This window comes from Endozoicomonas sp. G2_1, assembly GCF_017744155.1.
Lineage (GTDB): Bacteria > Pseudomonadota > Gammaproteobacteria > Enterobacterales > Alteromonadaceae > JAGHQT01.
Genome location: NZ_JAGHQT010000029.1, coordinates 1 through 17,982 on the forward strand (window position 1 = coordinate 1; position 17,982 = coordinate 17,982).

Here is a 17,982-nt window from a genome sequence, read left to right on the forward strand (position 1 = left end):
TACTTTGCTCACGTTTTCCCTCTAGGCATATAACGCCCGCTTAACGGGCAAATAATTAGCTTAGCTAAAATTTAGGAGCGCAGCGACGGGAGCTAAGCTTTATTTGTCCCGTTGAAGCGCTTGTTATATTTTTTCTTGACCACTTTTAGCATAAGAACTTACAAGCTTTTTCTTTCGAGAATATTTGCTTTGATATGAAGTGTTTCTTTTTACCGAATGTTCAAGTACATAAAAAGGCTCGCTATCATTCAGTTTCAAACTATGATCGTAACGATAACCAACTAAGCTACTAGCTAACTCTACAGGAAGCTCAAAAAAGTAATCTACTCCACCATAAGCGTCTTCACGATGAGCATTCTCAATACGTGAGAGAATACTGTTAAATAATTTAGGTGGGCAACCGTTGCTCTCAATATGGTCAAGTCCCTTATCTGAACTATGAGTAACACTCCACAGACAAACACCTGCGTGAAAACTAGTAGTGTGACTCGCCATGATACCTTCATGTACATGACAACCAACTACCCACCCTAGTTTAGATAGCTCTGCGTATGCATCAACATTTAATTGAGGAGGCATAAAGTCGTTAAAATGTATAAGAAACCAATTATTAGGTAACTCAGCGGCTACTATTGAACCTGCGTCTGAATGCTCAGACCTTTCACCGCTGTATGACAAGGGAAAAAACTTTAAAACATCAGAAGGTTCAACATCTCGAACTGCAACCCAACTTATTTTATATCCCATGACACACCATCCGAAAAATATAACGCCCTGTTAAGGGGCTGATAAATGTTTGGCTAAACTTGTGAAGCGAAGCGAAACCGAGCCAAACTTTAGCAGTCCCACTTGAACAGCTTGTTATACCTTCTTGTACTCAAAGTCGTAATAGTGCTGACCGCTTTCAATACGGATTGTCATTTGTCCCGTTAACCCGACTAACTCTCCTGTAGCTGAATCAGGAACAACCTCTAAAACAAGTTTATCTTTGCCACCTGACATGATGCCATAATGTTGTAATACAAAAGTTCGACGCTTCCCTGAAAGAGAACCTGAAACTTGCTCAATAGCAACATAACCCGCAGAGCCTTTAACTGGCGTCATTACATTTAGCATTTCACCTTTACTTTCAGCCGATAAATCACCGTGAAAAGTTTTATTTATCGACATACGACCAAGATTTGAACCTTCTAGGCCTGCTGCATAAGTTTCCATTGGCTCAAGTGCAACATCAAATTTCCCTGATATTTTCATGTACTCTCCACTTTCGAGAAAGGTATAACGCTTCAAGAAGGGGCGCCGGTTACGGCGTCCCGCTTGCTTGATTTGTTATACGTAGTTATATTGCGAGGCTTAATGCACCTTTGATAATTCCGTACGCTTTATTGAAAGCATCGACTCGTTGAGCATTAGAGTTTATTGCCTGCGTTGCTAAGTGGATACTACTCTCCATTTCCTGGATTTTAGGCAGCTCTATGCTTTGCATTTTTTGAGCGATATCGGAGATAGCCATTCCTTCAATTGCAATTTTTAGCTTGCTCGCATCAGTTAACTTGAAAGTTTTATCTGGCTCATCCAGTTGCTCTGCTGCTTGTTCTAGCTGAGAAATTTTATCTAATAGCTCTTGTTTATTCATGTTAGGTCTCCCCGCTTATAATCCGTTAAGTAATGTAGTTAAATCCGATAAACCATTTTCAATTTTAGGGGTTAACTCGTTTACCTGAGCCAACATCGTTTTCACAGATGGTTGGTTTAGTACGTCATTAACAACTTTTTCACCAGCTTTTTCTGACTGAACATATGAATCGATCGCTATATGAACCTCTTTCATTTTTACCAGATATGCGTTTAGCTCAAGAGTTTTCGCATTAATTGCTGCAAGGTCATCGTCAAGTTGATTCTTTGAGGCTGTTGTTTGTGATGACAGATCTGAAATTTGCGTAGCCACAGTTGTTGCTTGACTTTGATCTAACCCCCCTTGTTGTATCAAAGTTGTCAATCTTGACTTCGCCAGCTGCTCTTCAGCATCAATCCTAGCCTTAGCTTCTATCACTAATTTTTCTGTAGCCAGAATTAAGGCTGCCGACTGCTTTTCTACTGCTGCTATAGCTGAGTCGAAATATTCCATTTGCTTTATCGAAAGTTGTTTCACTTCTGGCGGGGTAGCACAAGCAGTCAGTAAAAGTAGTAGCACTAGTAAAAGTGGTTTATTCATGTCTATCTCCTTATTTGAAAATTTCACTAATCTTTAACGTATAACGCCCAAATAATGGGCTAATAAAGTTTTGGCTAAAATAAGCGAGGCACGAGCAAAAGAGCCAAGCTTTATTAGTCCCGTTAATTTGCTTGTTAACTGCTAGGTTGCTGTAACCAACAAAACTACCAGCAACAAACAAAGTTAAATACATTTGAACCCAAAGTGCCGCAACACCTCGCCACTACAACACCAAATTTATAATTTGAGCCCTTTGCACAGTGTTAGTTTGAACAACCAAATTAACAAAGGCGAAAACTCATTGGCAACAAATACTAAACCAGATTATCGCCACTTAATTTGCAAAAACAAAGAATGCAACAAACGACAAACTTTGAATTTTATACCGAAGCCACAAAACAATTTACCTTGATTTAGTGGTGACAGTTAACGCCCGCTTAATGGGCAAATAATTAGCTTAGCTAAAATTAGGAGCGCAGCGACGGGAGCTAAGCTTTATTTGTCCCGTTGAAGCGCTTGTTATGTTTTTTATACACATAGTACCTAAAAATTAGTGCCTGCGAACCTGAAAACAAACCAAAAAATAATGCGGCACCAGCATTTGGAAATAACCAAAAAACTCCAGTCAAACTAACCACAACTGCCATGTAATTAAGAAAAGATGCACTTGTATACTTTGACAACAAATAGTGTGTTGGCAAACCAACTAACATCCAGCCAACAAAAGACACGAAAATATAGCCGGTACCATATAAAGCCAAAACTAACATGAACTCATGAGGTTCATAGCCGTTAATAATAGCTGTGGCTAATAGGTAAATAATGGAAGCGATACCAACAAAAATGATACTTTTTATGAAAGCATTATCCCAATTCCCCATCTAAACTCTCGAAAAACATAACGCCCCAATAAGGGGCTGATAAATGCTTGGCTATACTTGTGAAGCGAAGCGAAACAGAGCCAAACTTTAGCAGTCCCACTTGAACAGCTTGTTATGTGTTTTTGCTTGATTGATTATAAACGATACCAATTAATGCTAAAGACATACCAAGAATAGTTGCAGTAACTGCGGAATAAATACCGACTTGCTGCCCCGTAACAACCGCTGAATTTAGCGAACTGATAATTGCTTTAGCACTAAAATAGGAACCAATAGCAGTACCTAAAACTCCACCAATTAAACCAATTGATTTTACATTTTTCATGATTATAAAACTCCGTTTATCCTTAAACACATAACGCTTTAGTTAACCGGCTTGTAATGATTGGCTTGTGTTTTTGCGCTTTTTGCAAAAATCGAGACAAGCGTTACAAGTCCGATTGAACTACTTGTTAGAGATTTTTTAGGTATTTTTTGATTTTTACGGCATTGTGATATGAAAAATTCATTGAGCTAAACAATAACCCCATAAAGATTAAAAACGCTCCTAAAATACTATAGCCAATAAGCTGTAAATAATCAGAGTGCATATAAAAAACACCTATAGCAAGTACAGTTAAACCTACGATTGCTATCATCCAGCTATAAACAGTTACAATCCAGCGACCGATATTGCTAAAAGGTGAAATTTTTATACTAACTTCATTGCCATCAAACACCATATACTTATATGCCCACCTTATCTGATCCCATAAAAAAGTATCCTTGTGTGTTTCATAGAATTCACACAAAATTTTCCTCGTTTTTCTGTCGGTGCTGATACCAGCGTACTTTTTAAAAATTGCTCTTTCCAATTCTTCCTTAATAAATTGCTTATACTCGTCACCAATCGCTTCACTTTCCAATAGAAGATTAGCTTGCTCGAAGTTCTTTAATTTTTTCTCATCTAAATATGCTAGAACTTTGATAGGTGATTTCTTTATTACATAAAGCAAAAGGAGAAGTAGCAAACCTATCCATATATTGCCTGCATTTATGTAATTCATGAATTGTTCTATAAAATTACCCATGGATCATCCATAAATCTCTAACGCCGCAATAAATGGCGCGAAATGCTTGGCTAAACTTAGCGAGGCACGAGCGCGAGCCAAGCGTTACGCGTCCGTTTGATTGTTTTGTTATGTAATTTTTCTTACTTTACATTGGGTTGGGTTAAATTCCAAACTTAGAAAGTATGTGTGCCTAGCCTGCCAACTACTGGCCACCACAATATGCTAAATCTAAATTTTGAGCCGTAAACTATTCTCGAAAAAAGCACTAAATATTAACGGCGAAAAACACATGAATGTGCTACTAAATTTAGAGAATGGCGCTTGATTGGAATAACTTTCATCCTTGAAATTGTGGTGGTACATAACGCCCTGTTAAGGGGCTGATAAATGTTTGGCTAAACTGTGAAGCGAAGCGAAACCGAGCCAAACTTTAGCAGTCCCACTTTAACAGCTTGTTATGTTTTAAATACGTAAAATCTAAACGCAAGCATCTGAAATACAGCATATAAACCTAATGCGATTGCTTCCAATTGATAAAAAATTGAATATATACAAAAAACAATTGGTACTAACATATAATTAATGTAATCAGTTTTAGCATATTTACATAAAATTAAATGCAGTGGTAACCCAAACAACAACCAATACGCAAAAGATAGAACAAAGTAAGCACCTAGAAATAATTCTACATTTCCCTTTGATAACGCAAGCTCCTGAAGAAGCATTTCCCAAATCAAATAACAAATAAGTAAAATGATGCCCCAACCTACACTTTTTAGTATTACTTTATCAAAGTTACCAACAAGCACCAATCACCCTTAAAACATAACGCCCAAATAATGGGCTAATAAAGTTTTGGCTAAAATAGGCGAGGCACGAGCAAAAGAGCCAAGCTTTATTAGTCCCGTTAATTTGCTTGTTAACTGCTAGCTTGCTGCAGCCAGCAAAACTATCAGCAACAAACAAGGTTAAATACATTTGAACCCAAAGTGCAACAACACCTCGCCACTACACCACCAAATTTATAATTTGAGCCTTTTGCACCATGTTAGTTTGAGCGACCAAATTAACAAAGGCGAAAACTCATTGGCAACAAACACTAAATCAGAATATTGCCACTTAATTTGCAAAGACAAAGAATGCGACAAATGACAAACTTTGAATTGCACACCGAAACCAGAAAACAATTTACCTTGAATTAGTGGTGACAGTTAACGCCCTGTTGAGGGGCTGATAAAGGTTTGGCTAAAATGTGAAGCGAAGCGAAACCGAGCCAAACTTTAGCAGTCCCGCTTGAACAGCTTGTTATATCTACTTTACGTTATAGGCCATGACCTTAACAATAACCGTATCGCATTCTTTACCTTCCTCAGTACCAGTACAGTAACCCGTAAACCAAATATCACCAAGGCCAATATGCATGCCAGTTGAGTTAGCAAATAAGTCTTCGAATTTTTGAGATTTGACAGTATCCATCATTTTTTTATTTACGATGCTGTCAAATTGAGATATGAACTCTTGCTCTGTTTTAATATAAACCGTTCCAGATGCAGAGTTAACCCTAATAGGATACATGTTCATTGATGCTACAGTTTTAGGATCTTTTTGTAATATCGCTTCGGTCAGCTTGTAATAAAAAGACTCATAAATTTCATATTCACCATAAAGGTAAGTTAAGTTTTTTCTAATTTCAGAGGTACTTGTCGACCAACTGAAAGAGGAAAACAAAACTAAAATAATGCACAAAAATCGATTCATATGCTCAGTAGATATAACGCCCCAATAAGGGGCTGATAAATGCTTGGCTATACTTGTGAAGCGAAGCGGAACCGAGCCAAGCTTTAGCAGTCCCGCTTTATTGACTTGTTAGCTGACCGTTTAACTTCCACTATTTGTAATAGAAGTCAGAAGGTTTTTACAGGCTACAATTTTTTCGTTTTTACTCGAAGCATTAAAGTAATTTTTTTCTGCATCTATTTTCCACTTAAATACCTCATCTATCTCTATATTTTGAGAAGAATAATGGTGAGATAAAATCATTTTTCCTTGTTCGATACCTTGTAGATCCCTACTTGTCCAAAATTTAAACAAGACTTCATAGTCATTCACCTTATCAAGCTTTGAGCATAATGTTACAAACGCTTGGTTTGAAACGTAACTAGCATAAACCTCTGCGACTTTTTGCTGTTCGGCTGTTAGTTGATTTTGTGAAATAGCATTACTACTCAAAACTAAAGAGGGCAAGAGAAATAGAGAGTACCTCATATGTTGTGATTCGCTCCATGCTAAAGGACAGCTAACGCCCTGTTAAGGGGCTGATAAATGTTTGGCTATAATGTGGAGCGAAGCGAAACCGAGCCAAACTTTAGCAGTCCCACTTGAACAGCTTGTTATATGCCATATATTAGATAAAACGCAAGTAAAATAATTCCAGGTAATGATAACGATACAAATTGGTTGACGACAGAACTCGATATATGCCTAACAACCCTTTTATTGGTGCGCCTAATAAAATTAGAAATATGCTCAGAAGTAAAAAGTACAAATATACCACCAGAAGCTAATGTCAACATTGGTTTATCAAGCAACAGAAACACGTTGTAAGCTAATAAGATTAATAAACTTGATAATGGAATTATTACTTTATCGAAAGACATATTGGTGTTGAATTTACTTAGGCATATAACGCCGCAATAAACGGCAAGTAAAGCTTGGCTAAAATTAGCGAGGCACGAGCGCGAGCCAAGCTTTACGCGTCCGCTTTTTAATTGCCTTGTTATATGCAAATACACTTACAACAAGTGCAAATGCCACTTGATGGCACCGTTAGTTGGGCACCCCACTTAAACTTTTTGAGCTACCCACCCAAACGAGCCAAAATTAATAGCTTTGCCACATTTAGGGTTGCAAACAACAAAACCATCAGCAACACAAAAGTTAACTGAAAATGGCAAAAACGGCAAAGCTTATTAGTATTACGCCAAAACCAGAATAGCGAAAAAACACGTTAAACCAATGTCTTGCTCTAAGGTTAATTTAGTAAACATATAACGCCCGCTTAATGGGCAAATAATTAGCTTAGCTAAAATTAGGAGCGCAGCGACGGGAGCTAAGCTTTATTTGTCCCGTTGAAGCTCTTGTTAACTGATAGCTTAATGTAACCACAAAACTACCCGCAACAACTAATGTTAAATACGTTTACCCAAAGCGCCACAAAACCTCGCCACGGTAACACCCAGACCTTGATTTGAGCCTTTTACACCTTAGACTGTTATAAACTGACAAACGAGCAAAGGCGAAAACACATTAGCAATAACTGCCAAAATTATCGGTTTACACCAAAACAATAAAAGCAATTTAACTTGATTTAGTGGTGACAGTTAACGCCCGCTTAACGGGCAAATAATTAGCTTAGCTAAAATTAGGAGCGCAGCAACGGGAGCTAAGCTTTATTTGTCCCGTTAAAGCGCTTGTTAGGTACACTTGAAAATTAGCTAAAATATGAACTAAACAGCACTGTACCAAAAATGTAAGTTATACCGATACCAGTTAATGAAATACCGAAACCCACAAACCAAACTAACGCTGTGCTACGAATAAGTGATGAGTCAGCATTACTAAGTTGCCGTTTAGCCCAAATATTGTAGTAGTGAAACAAAAAGAATCCGCCCAACGACATCGCGATACCAATAATAAAATAGAGCCAAATGTCGAAAATAGTTAATTCAGTCATAGATATTGATGACTACGTTTGTGTACCTAACGCCCCAATAAGGGGCTGATAATGCTTGGCTAAACTGTGAAGCGGAGCGGAACTGAGCCAAGCTTTAGCAGTCCCGCACTTGATTGGCTTGTTATATTTAATTTAATGCTAGTTTTATTTCTAGCTCTCCTTTGACATCACTTGTCATTGGAACACTAATCGATGCATAAGGTGCCGAAGCCATTTGAGCGTTTACATCAGCAACATTTGTCTCTAAATTACGATTATCAGCAGCAACTAGAAAATAATATTTGCTTGTTTTTGGCAAAGTCCCCGACCAAATACCGTGAATATTCATAGGGTATGAAAAGCCCATAGAGCCTTGACCAAGCTTAACTGGTTTATCATTGATGATAGTCCCCTCATCATCAATGATATATGCAACAGGGTATAAAACTGTTTTACTAAAACCTAAACAATCGCAAAGTGATCTTAGCTCGATAGTGTATACACTACCTTTAGTGCCATCAAATTCGAATAGCTTGTAATTTGAACGGTATTTTCCAAATTGAATAATAGAGTCATTAAGCGTTACTTTAGCTTCGGTTGGTTTGGAGGGATTTAAAATAATTGCCGTAGAGTTTTCTATGGCTTCACCATTTGTCAAAGCAACTTTGTTGGAGTTCAATAGTTGACCATAATCCTTTTTAGCAGTACTTTGGCATCCCACTAATAGTGCACCAGTTACGAATAATGCACCAAAAACTTTGAATTTACTCATATGTTCCCTATTAAATATAACGCCCGCTTAATGGGCAAATAATTAGCTTAGCTAAAATTAGGAGCGCAGCGACGGGAGCTAAGCTTTATTTGTCCCGTTGAAGCGCTTGTTAGGTACAGATACTATTTATAATTTTGCAACTTTTTTAAACCAACCACAAAAAATGCAATACAAACGAAGAAATACAAATAGGAGACATTAGAGTAGCTGTAAGTACTTTTGCATGAAACAAAATCGCAGATAGTAGTTGAGCCACTCAAAGCCGCCATAATAAAAAACAGCAAAGACACTAACCAATAAGTTTTTGCTAATTCCATAAATATTAACCGCTTTCTCGCTGTACCTAACGCCCAAATAATGGGCTAATAAAGTTTTGGCTAAAATAAGCGAGGCACGAGCAAAAGAGCCAAGCTTTATTAGTCCCGTTGATTTGCTTGTTATATGAAATACACTTACAACAAACGCTAAACCATTTTAAAGGCACCGTTAACTGAGCACCCTACTTTGAACTTTTGAGCTACCCCCCAATACTTGCCAAAATTAATAGCTTTGCCACACTTTATTTCTGCTGAAATGCAAAGCCATCAGCTAGAAACAAGCTATCTGAAAACACAAAAAACGGCAAAGCTTATTAGTATTACGCCAAGCCCAGAATAGCGAAAAACAAAAACAAACCGTGTCTTACACTAAAGTTAATTTAATAAACATATAACGCCCTGTTAAGGGGCTGATAAATGTTTGGCTAAACTTGTGTAGCGAAGCGAAACCGAGCCAAACTTTAGCAGTCCCACTTGAACAGCTTGTTATGTGTAATTTAATTGACGAATGGCCCGTAAATTTTTGAACCACCATCAAAGCCATTATAAACCGAAATATAACGTTGCTTTTGGTCTTTAGGCTTATACAACGTAAAAGCCAAGCCGTCCATTATAAGCTGATTACGAACCTCACATATTTCACTATAACTGAGGCTTCCACGAGGAAAACTTTTAACCACTTCATTTGCCGGAATTAAAACTCCAGCAGTATGTTTTTGGTAGATAAAATCAACATCTCGCTCGCTACACGATATAACTCTATTCGCATTGACATTAGAGCATAGTAACAAACTTGCTAAAGCCCAAAATGGTCGAACTTTATTCATTACACATAACGCCCGCTTAACGGGCAAATAATTAGCTTAGCTAAATTTAGGAGCGCAGCGACGGGAGCTAAGCTTTATTTGTCCCGTTAAAGCGCTTGTTATGTGAATTTATACGCTTTGTATTGATATATTTTCACAGCCTGATTTTTTAATAATTTGTAGTATCTCCGCTAATTTACCATGATTCATATTACGATCAGCTAGTAAATGAACAGAATTGCAATTTTGCAAAGCTACCAAAGACGTAAGCAAATTATTTACAACATTACCGTCTACTTTAATTACATCAGAATCAATCTCGATAATAACCACTTTACCCTCTTGTGAATAAGCAGTACTAAAAAATAGAATTGATAGAATAATTACAAATACTTTTGCCACAATCTCTGTTCACATAACGCCCCAATAAGGGGCTGATAAATGCTTGGCTAAACTGTGTAGCGAAGCGAAACCGAGCCAAGCTTTAGCAGTCCCGCTTTATTGGCTTGTTATACGTACCTTATTAAACCAACTACGATTAATAAAAATGCCAAAGCAAAATATTTATAGCTATCGGTACTAAAGCCAACATTATTTTTAAACCAAACTTTAACTGGCGTATTAAACATTAGTGGCGATAAGAGTAACCCACGAAGTAAAGACAACACACCCAAAGCCATAGCAATTGAACCAAAATCTATAATATTGGTTTGATAAAAATTGACTGCTTGCATCAATATCACAAAAGCCATTGTGATTTTAATAAGAAAAGTACTACGTTTAATTTTTATTGCATGATCTTCCATTAAAACCAAATCCTGATGTACGTATAACGCCCGCTTAATGGGCAAATAATTAGCTTAGCTATAGATTAGGAGCGCAGCGACGGGAGCTAAGCTTTATTTGTCCCGTTGAAGCGCTTGTTATAACTCACTTTCTAAAGGTTTACACTTACCAAACCTACTGCCTTCAGACGGCTCATATGTACTACTGTAAGAAGATGAAAATATCGATAATCTTTTATCCAATACATACGTAAACACATTCACGTCGTTTTGAATATGTCCTTCTAATTCGATACCCTTGTTAATTTGAGGCAAAGATATAATAACTCCATCATCATTATCTTTTAGTACAACAAAGTTATAATTTTCTATACCTAATAATGATTCTCCAACATAAGCGCTATTACCTCTAATTTGAATAAAAAATTTTGGTGATTTCTTATCGTAGTACTCACAATAAAAGCTATGCGTATTTTGATTATTTGAGTTCAGAGAACAACCACTTATAAAAAGAACAAATAGAAAAATATACTTCAAGTTACCCCCTTGAGTTATAACGCCCTGTTAAGGGGCTGATAAATGCTTGGCTAAACTGTGTAGCGAAGCGAAACCGAGCCAAACTTTAGCAGTCCCACCTTGAACAGCTTGTTATATTTTTATTGCAACAAAACTAAGGCTTCATATGTTTTACCATCTGGCTTCACTAAAGTTAAGGTTACAGTCTCACCAACATTTTTTTGCAACATACCTTTAGCTTTTGAAGCAGAACAACCCGGTATTTTACAGCCATCAATTGCAACTAGTTCATGACCTATTTCTATGCCTTCTTTTTCTGCTGATGAACCTTCAACAACAGGTTTTATTATTGCTTTTTTAACTTCAGGACTAAAAAAACCAGATACAGTTACGTCCAGTTTAAACCCTTTTTCTCCATGTTCATCAGCATAAGAACACAAAGAAATGATAGTTAATAAAATAGAGATTACAGCTTTCATAGTGGATTTCATCCTTAAAATATAACGCCCCAATAAGGGGCTGATAATGCTTGGCTATACTTATGAAGCGAAGCGGAACCGAGCCAAGCTTTAGCAGTCCCACTTTATTGGCTTGTTAGCTACCAAACTGCAAGATACTTAATGTAACTACTATAGCTGAGATTACAATAAGCAAATTGATGAAAGTTAACTCACCGTAACGCCTAAGTACTGCCAGCAAAGATAGACAATTATTAAACCAAGTTTTTGACGATAATTGGACAACTATGGGACTAGTAGGATTCCAAGGCTTTCTAGTAAAATGCTGAGTAGAAATAAAACCCGCAAATATTGTTAGCATACAAGCCAACCCAAAAGAAGTGAGTAATCCAGAAAAAACTCCATTAATTGAATTAGAAATAACGGCAATAACTATAAAAGCTAAAAAGAATAAAAATAAAAACTTAAGTATTGATACACCTTCAAAGACCTTAAATTTTTGAGCCAATAATTTTGGTATATACTCCATTACTTTCCCTTGGTAGCTAACGCCCGCTTAACGGGCAAATAATAGCTTAGCTAAAATTAGGAGCGCAGCGACGGGAGCTAAGCTTTATTTGTCCCGTTGAAGCACTTGTTAACTGATAGCTTAATGTAACCACAAAACCAATAGCAACAACTCAAGTAAAATACGTTCACCCAAAGCGCCACAACACCTCGCCACTACAACACCAAATTTATAATTTGAGCCTTTTGCACAATGTTAGTTTGAACGACCAAACTAACCAAGGCGAAAACTCATTTGCAACAACAGCCCAACTTTTAGTTTTACACTAAAACCAGAAAAACAAGTTACCTTGAATTAGTGGTGACAGTTAACGCCCTGTTAAGGGGCTGATAAATGTTTGGCTAAAATGTGAAGCGAAGCGAAACTGAGCCAAACTTTAGCAGTCCCACTTGAGCAGCTTGTTATGTGTACATTAACCCTAACTATTTAAATAACCAAGTAAAACTAAAGCTAAAACAGAATAAATTAGAATTATCCTCAACTTGTTAAACCTGAACATAAATTCATAGCCACAAACAGGGCATGACCTTTTTGTATATTGGGGAGAAACGTATTCTTGTTTAGGAGTTACGCTGCTCTGACACTTAGGACATTTCAAATGGTGTTCAATTATACATGTTGCTAGGGAGTGTTAAATCTATAGCTAAGTTTTCAGTACACATAACGCCCGCTTAACGGGTAAATAATTAGCTTAGCTAAATTTAGGAGCGCAGCGACAGGAGCTAAGCTTTATTTGTCCCGTTGAAGCGCTTGTTATATGGCGTTTATATCAAATTCTCGTGTAACCTTTGACTCAAATACCTCAAACAACTTAACGATTGCATCATAAGGTACACTCACTTCAAAAGTGCTAAATTCTATTTTTAGTTTTGTGTCATTTCGGAAAACTTCAGCAATAAAGACTTCCTTTCCATTAATTATCTCATTCAACTCAGCACCAAGGCCGTCACGAATTACATCACTAGCTATTGTATAAGTAAAAACTCGTCCGTCGATTTCAATCATAGTGATGCCATATAACGCCCGCTTAACGGGCAAATAATAGCTTAGCTAAAATTAGGAGCGCAGCGACGGGAGCTAAGCTTTATTTGTCCCGTTGAAGCACTTGTTAACTGATAGCTTAATGTAACCACAAAACTACCCGCAACAAACAATGTTAAATACGTTTACCCAAAATGCTACAACACCTCACCACGGTAACACCCAAACCTTGATTTGAGCCTTTTGCACCTTAGCTTGTTTTGAACTGACAAACCAGCAAAGGCGAAAACATATTGGTAATTACCCAAACTTTTAGTTTTACACCCGACACAAAAAACAATTTAACTTGAATTAGTGGTGACAGTTAACGCCCCAATAAGGGGCTGATAAATGCTTGGCTAAACTGTGTAGCGAAGCGAAACCGAGCCAAGCTTTAGCAGTCCCACTTTATTGGCTTGTTATGTGTATATTACAATAAACTACGTTATCAATTGATTTTTAAAAACTAATGCCGCTAAAACGACTATAGCAATTTTGGAAAGAGCTAAGCTAATTTGATGGCTAATACCAAAAGATTTTAATATTGGCAGCAGCAAAAAATAACTCGCACATACAATACCAACAAAATAAATAATAAAAACAATTATTGTACTTTGAATTGAAGATATAGCCTCTTCCATGCTTTGAGGTTCCTTTTACACATAACGCCCCAATAAGGGGCTGATAATGCTTGGCTATACTTGTGAAGCGAAGCGAAACCGAGCCAAGCTTTAGCAGTCCCACTTTATTGGCTTGTTAGCTGTATTTAACTCTTATCCAATTCGTATTTATAACCATAAGTATTTATATGGTCTCTTGCTAGGAAATACGTTGGAAAAACAGGGCTAGAACTCTTATTTCCATTAGTTTCAAAACGCCAAAAGTACAAAACACCTTCATCACTAATAGAGTAATCAATGTAGTCACAAAATGGTACTTCAAGTATTTCATCGAGAATTGGCAAATCAGTACTTTTATAGTTCCACTTTTGCTTAATCAACTTCGCATTATATGGGATCTCGTTTTGGTAATACCAAGTTCCAGAAATGACCACTTCTTCGGTTTTAATTTCTGCTTCCCATTTTGAATGAAACTCGATGTTACTCATGACCACCTTGTACAGCTAACGCCCGCTTAACGGGCAAATAATAGCTTAGCTAAAATTAGGAGCGCAGCGACGGGAGCTAAGCTTTATTTGTCCCGTTGAAGCGCTTGTTATATGCCTATTACGGCTCACCTTGATTATTATTGCTGAAATATGCTTGATCATCTTTAGCTGAATTGCCTATTTTTTTAAGATAGCTACCCTTATCGTTATTTCGATAAAACACCAGTAAACCAATTGATGCAATATATGGGATCAGCCAAACCAACAATACTTGCCCGTATTTTTGAAAAGACTCCAAATCATCTCTTTTAGCTACGACAAAAGACGCGATTATATTCAAAGCAATCCATAGTATTAGAATGAAATATAGTATATTTAATTCCACCCAACCTCCTCAGGCATATAACGCCCAAATAATGGGCTAATAAAGTTTTGGCTAAAATAAGCGAGGCACGAGCAGAGCCAAGCTTTATTAGTCCCGTTAATTTGCTTGTTAACTGCTAGTTTGCTGTGACCAACAAAACTACCAGCAACAAACAAGGTTAAATACATTTTGAACCTGACTTGCAGCAGCACCTCGCCACTACACCACCAAATTTATAATTTGAGCCTTTTGCACGATGTTAGTTTGGACAGCCAAACTAACCAAGGCGAAAACTCGTTTGCAACAACTGCCCAACTTTTAGTTTTACACAAAAACCAGAAAAACAAGTTACCTTGAATTAGTGGTGACAGTTAACGCCCGCTTAATGGGCAAATAATTAGCTTAGCTAAAATTAGGAGCGCAGCGACGGGAGCTAAGCTTTATTTGTCCCGTTAAAGCGCTTGTTATAAGGCTAATCACTTTTTTGGCAGTACATACTTATTATTATATGGTAACGATAAACAGCACCTAAAAAGCCAATTGTTGGGATAAGCAACATACATACTAATGTAAAGTAAAAGTTGCCTGGATCAGCCACCAGGCTATATACATTACCTTTTATTGAAATCTCACCTGTAAAATAAGAATAAAGCCCAAAACAATATACAATAAATACAATTATAAACACTGATAAGAGTATCTTTCTTTCCCGCAGCTTTATCTGTTTTTCAGTTTTTCCTTGATAAATATTAAACTCTTCATCAGGTTTCAATAGTGACATATTTCCCTAGAGCCTTATAACGCCCAAATAATGGGCTAATAAAGTTTTGGCTAAAAAAGCGAGGCACGAGCAGAGCCAAGCTTTATTAGTCCCGTTAATTTGCTTGTTATATGAAATACACCTACAACAAACGCTAAACCATTTTAAAGGCACCGTTAGTTAGGCACCCAATTTACCTTTTGAGCTACCCACCAAAATCTGCCAAAAATAATAGCTTTGCCACATAAAGGTGATGCAATGCATAAAACGATTAGCAAACACTAAACTAGCTGAAAATGGTAAAAGCGGCAAAGCTTATTAGTACTGCACCAAAAACAGAATAGCGAAAAACAAAAATAAACTATGTCTTACGCTAAGATTATTTTAATTGGCATATAACGCCCGCTTAATGGGCAAATAATAGCTTAGCTAAAATTAGGAGCGCAGCGACGAGAGCTAAGCTTTATTTGTCCCGTTGAAGCGCTTGTTATATGCAGCTTACTTTACGTTAAACGCTACACCATTTTGAAGGCACCGTTAACTGAGCACCCTACTTTTAATTTTTGAGCTACCCACCAAAACTGGCCAAAACTAATAGCTTTGCCACATTTGGCTGCTGCAATGCACAAAACCTTGAACTAATACCCAATTATTTGAAAATGGTAAAAACGGCAAAGCTTATTAGTATTACACCAAGCCCTAAATAGCGAAAAACGAAAATAAACCATGTCTTACGCTAAGATTATTTTAATTAGCATATAACGCCCAAATAAAGGGCTAATAAAGTTTTGGCTAAAATAAGCGAGGCACGAGCAAAAGAGCCAAGCTTTATTAGTCCCGTTAATTTGCTTGTTATATGCAAATACACCTATAACAAGCGCTAAACCATTTGCATTGCACCGTTAGTTGGGCACCCAATTTAACTTTTGAGCTACCCAACAAAACTAGCCAAAATTAATAGCTTTGCCACCTTTTATTTATGCTGAAATGCAAAACCACCAGCAAGAAATAAACTATCTAAAAACACAAAAACGGCAAAGCTTATTAGTATTACGCCAAGCCCAGAATAGCGAAAAACAAAAATAAACAATGTCTTACGCTAAGATTATTTTAATTGGCATATAACGCCCTGTTAAGGGGCTGATAAATGTTTGGCTATACTTGTGCAGCGAAGCGAAACCGAGCCAAACTTTAGCAGTCCCACTTGAACAGCTTGTTAGGTGTTTTACCACGACTCTTTTAGAATTTGAAGCATAACTAACTGAGTTAACTCGTTAAATTTGTTGTTTTTATTAGCATGGCAAAATTTAATTACTAATTGTTGGCCGGAACTGATTATTTTGTCCCAGTTTGCGGGAAATACACTAATTAATTGATATGAGCCATTAACTTTATTATCTATGCAGTATTTTACCAGCGTAATAAAAGCGTTAACCCACTCATCAGTGAATTCATGACCTTGAATGAATTTGAAATCTAAAGCAAAAACTTCATCTTCAATCGCGTTTTCATCACCACTACATAGCGCATCTAAAATTTTTTGAAAGTTATCTTCATCCGAGACATTGAGTAGGCCTATTAATTCACCCTTAGTTTGAGATTCATACTCGTCCATGAGAAACACCTAACGCCGCAATAAACGGCAAGTAATGCTTGGCTAAAATTAGGAACGAAGTGACGCAAGCCAAGCTTTACACGTCCGATTGATTGTTTTGTTATGTAGATTATATCCACGACACAACAAGCAATAATAAAATAATGACCGCTATAATTTTAAATTTAAGGGCTAATTTATAATTTAATACGTGCATTTTATTTAGATAAGTATCACGCACATTTACAGCATCTTTGCTATCAATACCAGCACAATGACTACATATAGACTCGCGATTGTTAATTTGCAACCCGCATCTTGAGCATTTTCTCGAATCTATAGACCGAAGCATATACCAACCTGAATTATCTACATAACGCCCAACTAAGGGGCAAATAATTAGCTTGGCTATAATTTTGAGCGCAGCGACAAAAGCCAAGCTTTATTTGTCCCACTTTAGTTACTTGTTAGGCGTACTCTCATCGGTTTTAGATGAAAGGTAATTACTTACAAGTCTTTCCGCTTTTTCCCTAGTCTGAAGAATGTCTTGAGTAACTTCGTATATGTCACTATAAATTAAGTCATATAGTTCGACTCCCATTGACGTAGGGGAATTTTTCACTCTGTCGTGCTGGGCTTCAATTTTTTTAATAATTCTTGAAGCTGCCTCTGTATCTTCCACGATTCTATATAACGCTAGGTCGTTCTTTTCAATAGCTTGTTTTTGAACTCCTGACAGATAACTAAACAAATCTATAGCTTTTGATTTAACTTCTGCATATTTATTTAGTAATGACACCCGTAACTCTGCATTCTTAGCCTTTTGAGAATGCTTTGAGCTTTTCAATGATATATACAAACTTACAGATGAAATGCAAATTGCAATTATCGACAATATTGATTTTAAATCGATTTCCATGGTACGCCTAACGCCCGCTTAACGGGCAAATAATTAGCTTAGCTAAAATTAGGAGCGCAGCGACGGGAGCTAAGCTTTATTTGTCCCGTTAAAGCGCTTGTTAGGTTTGTCTTTAATTTAAGTTGTAAGTGAACC

25 protein-coding genes are annotated in these 17,982 nt (G+C 36.9%); all 25 read right to left on the minus strand.

Annotated elements, in window-relative coordinates; translation table 11 throughout:
* Nucleotides 1–123: 123 nt before the first annotated feature.
* Nucleotides 124–747 carry a hypothetical protein gene (locus J7384_RS18800; protein WP_209116091.1) on the minus strand — a complete coding sequence of 208 codons (624 nt, stop codon included), beginning with the start codon at nt 745–747 and terminating at the stop codon, nt 124–126.
* Nucleotides 748–861: 114 nt separating this feature from the next.
* A complete protein-coding gene (locus tag J7384_RS18805) occupies nt 862–1,254 on the minus strand; it encodes a DUF3224 domain-containing protein (RefSeq protein WP_209116092.1) in 393 nt (130 codons plus the stop codon).
* A gap of 85 nt (nt 1,255–1,339) precedes the next feature.
* Nucleotides 1,340–1,636, minus strand: coding sequence for a hypothetical protein (locus J7384_RS18810; protein WP_209116093.1), 297 nt, complete (start codon nt 1,634–1,636; stop codon nt 1,340–1,342).
* Nucleotides 1,637–1,651: 15 nt separating this feature from the next.
* Nucleotides 1,652–2,215, minus strand: a complete 564-nt coding sequence (locus tag J7384_RS18815) for a hypothetical protein (RefSeq protein ID WP_209116094.1) — start codon at nt 2,213–2,215, stop codon at nt 1,652–1,654.
* Nucleotides 2,216–2,703: 488 nt separating this feature from the next.
* Nucleotides 2,704–3,096, minus strand: a complete 393-nt coding sequence (locus tag J7384_RS18820; RefSeq protein ID WP_209116095.1) for a hypothetical protein — start codon at nt 3,094–3,096, stop codon at nt 2,704–2,706.
* Nucleotides 3,097–3,208: 112 nt separating this feature from the next.
* Entirely contained in the window at nt 3,209–3,421 is a 213-nt protein-coding gene (locus J7384_RS18825) for a hypothetical protein (RefSeq protein WP_209116096.1), read from the minus strand.
* A 127-nt stretch (nt 3,422–3,548) separates the two neighbouring features.
* The gene (locus J7384_RS18830) at nt 3,549–4,142 is read right to left on the minus strand and encodes a hypothetical protein (protein WP_209116097.1); all 594 of its coding nucleotides are present in this window, start codon (nt 4,140–4,142) and stop codon (nt 3,549–3,551) included.
* A 461-nt stretch (nt 4,143–4,603) separates the two neighbouring features.
* Nucleotides 4,604–4,957, minus strand: coding sequence for a hypothetical protein (locus J7384_RS18835; protein WP_209116098.1), 354 nt, complete (start codon nt 4,955–4,957; stop codon nt 4,604–4,606).
* A gap of 502 nt (nt 4,958–5,459) precedes the next feature.
* Nucleotides 5,460–5,906, minus strand: a complete 447-nt coding sequence (locus tag J7384_RS18840; RefSeq protein WP_209116099.1) for a hypothetical protein — start codon at nt 5,904–5,906, stop codon at nt 5,460–5,462.
* Between the two features lie 120 nt (nt 5,907–6,026).
* A complete protein-coding gene (locus J7384_RS18845; protein ID WP_209116100.1) occupies nt 6,027–6,392 on the minus strand; it encodes a hypothetical protein in 366 nt (121 codons plus the stop codon).
* A 1,246-nt stretch (nt 6,393–7,638) separates the two neighbouring features.
* Nucleotides 7,639–7,881, minus strand: coding sequence for a hypothetical protein (locus J7384_RS18850; protein WP_209116101.1), 243 nt, complete (start codon nt 7,879–7,881; stop codon nt 7,639–7,641).
* Nucleotides 7,882–8,008: 127 nt separating this feature from the next.
* On the minus strand, nt 8,009–8,632 hold the full coding sequence (locus tag J7384_RS18855; RefSeq protein ID WP_209116102.1) for a hypothetical protein: 624 nt from the start codon (nt 8,630–8,632) through the stop codon (nt 8,009–8,011).
* An 814-nt stretch (nt 8,633–9,446) separates the two neighbouring features.
* A complete protein-coding gene (locus J7384_RS18860) occupies nt 9,447–9,776 on the minus strand; it encodes a hypothetical protein (protein WP_209116103.1) in 330 nt (109 codons plus the stop codon).
* Between the two features lie 108 nt (nt 9,777–9,884).
* Nucleotides 9,885–10,157, minus strand: a complete 273-nt coding sequence (locus tag J7384_RS18865; RefSeq protein WP_209116104.1) for a hypothetical protein — start codon at nt 10,155–10,157, stop codon at nt 9,885–9,887.
* Nucleotides 10,158–10,264: 107 nt separating this feature from the next.
* The gene (locus tag J7384_RS18870; protein ID WP_209113902.1) at nt 10,265–10,561 is read right to left on the minus strand and encodes a hypothetical protein; all 297 of its coding nucleotides are present in this window, start codon (nt 10,559–10,561) and stop codon (nt 10,265–10,267) included.
* A gap of 117 nt (nt 10,562–10,678) precedes the next feature.
* On the minus strand, nt 10,679–11,077 hold the full coding sequence (locus J7384_RS18875; protein ID WP_209116105.1) for a hypothetical protein: 399 nt from the start codon (nt 11,075–11,077) through the stop codon (nt 10,679–10,681).
* A 119-nt stretch (nt 11,078–11,196) separates the two neighbouring features.
* Complete coding sequence (locus J7384_RS18880) at nt 11,197–11,535, minus strand: PDZ domain-containing protein (protein ID WP_209116106.1); 339 nt, start codon at nt 11,533–11,535, stop codon at nt 11,197–11,199.
* Nucleotides 11,536–11,650: 115 nt separating this feature from the next.
* Nucleotides 11,651–12,043 (minus strand): hypothetical protein, encoded by a 393-nt coding sequence (locus tag J7384_RS18885; protein WP_209116107.1) that lies wholly within the window; start codon nt 12,041–12,043, stop codon nt 11,651–11,653.
* 792 nt (nt 12,044–12,835) lie between these two features.
* A complete protein-coding gene (locus J7384_RS18890; RefSeq protein WP_209116108.1) occupies nt 12,836–13,087 on the minus strand; it encodes a hypothetical protein in 252 nt (83 codons plus the stop codon).
* Nucleotides 13,088–13,542: 455 nt separating this feature from the next.
* Complete coding sequence (locus J7384_RS18895) at nt 13,543–13,743, minus strand: hypothetical protein (RefSeq protein ID WP_209115727.1); 201 nt, start codon at nt 13,741–13,743, stop codon at nt 13,543–13,545.
* Between the two features lie 125 nt (nt 13,744–13,868).
* On the minus strand, nt 13,869–14,210 hold the full coding sequence (locus tag J7384_RS18900; RefSeq protein ID WP_209116109.1) for a hypothetical protein: 342 nt from the start codon (nt 14,208–14,210) through the stop codon (nt 13,869–13,871).
* Nucleotides 14,211–14,328: 118 nt separating this feature from the next.
* Nucleotides 14,329–14,595: a hypothetical protein gene (locus J7384_RS18905; protein WP_209116110.1), complete on the minus strand. Its 267-nt coding sequence runs from the start codon at nt 14,593–14,595 to the stop codon at nt 14,329–14,331.
* A gap of 451 nt (nt 14,596–15,046) precedes the next feature.
* Nucleotides 15,047–15,346: a hypothetical protein gene (locus J7384_RS18910; RefSeq protein WP_209116111.1), complete on the minus strand. Its 300-nt coding sequence runs from the start codon at nt 15,344–15,346 to the stop codon at nt 15,047–15,049.
* Nucleotides 15,347–16,559: 1,213 nt separating this feature from the next.
* Nucleotides 16,560–16,949, minus strand: a complete 390-nt coding sequence (locus J7384_RS18915; RefSeq protein ID WP_209116112.1) for a hypothetical protein — start codon at nt 16,947–16,949, stop codon at nt 16,560–16,562.
* 439 nt (nt 16,950–17,388) lie between these two features.
* A complete protein-coding gene (locus J7384_RS18920) occupies nt 17,389–17,847 on the minus strand; it encodes a hypothetical protein (RefSeq protein WP_209116113.1) in 459 nt (152 codons plus the stop codon).
* Between the last annotated feature and the right edge of the window lie 135 nt (nt 17,848–17,982).

Bases quoted from the DNA above. Each gene is read 5' to 3' on its own strand.
- J7384_RS18800 (WP_209116091.1), bottom strand. From the start codon at position 747: ATGGGATATAAAATAAGTTGGGTTGCAGTTCGAGATGTTGAACCTTCT.
- J7384_RS18805 (WP_209116092.1), bottom strand. From the start codon at position 1,254: ATGAAAATATCAGGGAAATTTGATGTTGCACTTGAGCCAATGGAAACT.
- J7384_RS18810 (WP_209116093.1), bottom strand. From the start codon at position 1,636: ATGAATAAACAAGAGCTATTAGATAAAATTTCTCAGCTAGAACAAGCA.
- J7384_RS18815 (WP_209116094.1), bottom strand. From the start codon at position 2,215: ATGAATAAACCACTTTTACTAGTGCTACTACTTTTACTGACTGCTTGT.
- J7384_RS18820 (WP_209116095.1), bottom strand. From the start codon at position 3,096: ATGGGGAATTGGGATAATGCTTTCATAAAAAGTATCATTTTTGTTGGT.
- J7384_RS18825 (WP_209116096.1), bottom strand. From the start codon at position 3,421: ATGAAAAATGTAAAATCAATTGGTTTAATTGGTGGAGTTTTAGGTACT.
- J7384_RS18830 (WP_209116097.1), bottom strand. From the start codon at position 4,142: ATGAATTACATAAATGCAGGCAATATATGGATAGGTTTGCTACTTCTC.
- J7384_RS18840 (WP_209116099.1), bottom strand. From the start codon at position 5,906: ATGAATCGATTTTTGTGCATTATTTTAGTTTTGTTTTCCTCTTTCAGT.
- J7384_RS18850 (WP_209116101.1), bottom strand. From the start codon at position 7,881: ATGACTGAATTAACTATTTTCGACATTTGGCTCTATTTTATTATTGGT.
- J7384_RS18855 (WP_209116102.1), bottom strand. From the start codon at position 8,632: ATGAGTAAATTCAAAGTTTTTGGTGCATTATTCGTAACTGGTGCACTA.
- J7384_RS18860 (WP_209116103.1), bottom strand. From the start codon at position 9,776: ATGAATAAAGTTCGACCATTTTGGGCTTTAGCAAGTTTGTTACTATGC.
- J7384_RS18870 (WP_209113902.1), bottom strand. From the start codon at position 10,561: ATGGAAGATCATGCAATAAAAATTAAACGTAGTACTTTTCTTATTAAA.
- J7384_RS18880 (WP_209116106.1), bottom strand. From the start codon at position 11,535: ATGAAAGCTGTAATCTCTATTTTATTAACTATCATTTCTTTGTGTTCT.
- J7384_RS18885 (WP_209116107.1), bottom strand. From the start codon at position 12,043: ATGGAGTATATACCAAAATTATTGGCTCAAAAATTTAAGGTCTTTGAA.
- J7384_RS18890 (WP_209116108.1), bottom strand. From the start codon at position 13,087: ATGATTGAAATCGACGGACGAGTTTTTACTTATACAATAGCTAGTGAT.
- J7384_RS18895 (WP_209115727.1), bottom strand. From the start codon at position 13,743: ATGGAAGAGGCTATATCTTCAATTCAAAGTACAATAATTGTTTTTATT.
- J7384_RS18900 (WP_209116109.1), bottom strand. From the start codon at position 14,210: ATGAGTAACATCGAGTTTCATTCAAAATGGGAAGCAGAAATTAAAACC.
- J7384_RS18915 (WP_209116112.1), bottom strand. From the start codon at position 16,949: ATGGACGAGTATGAATCTCAAACTAAGGGTGAATTAATAGGCCTACTC.
- J7384_RS18920 (WP_209116113.1), bottom strand. From the start codon at position 17,847: ATGGAAATCGATTTAAAATCAATATTGTCGATAATTGCAATTTGCATT.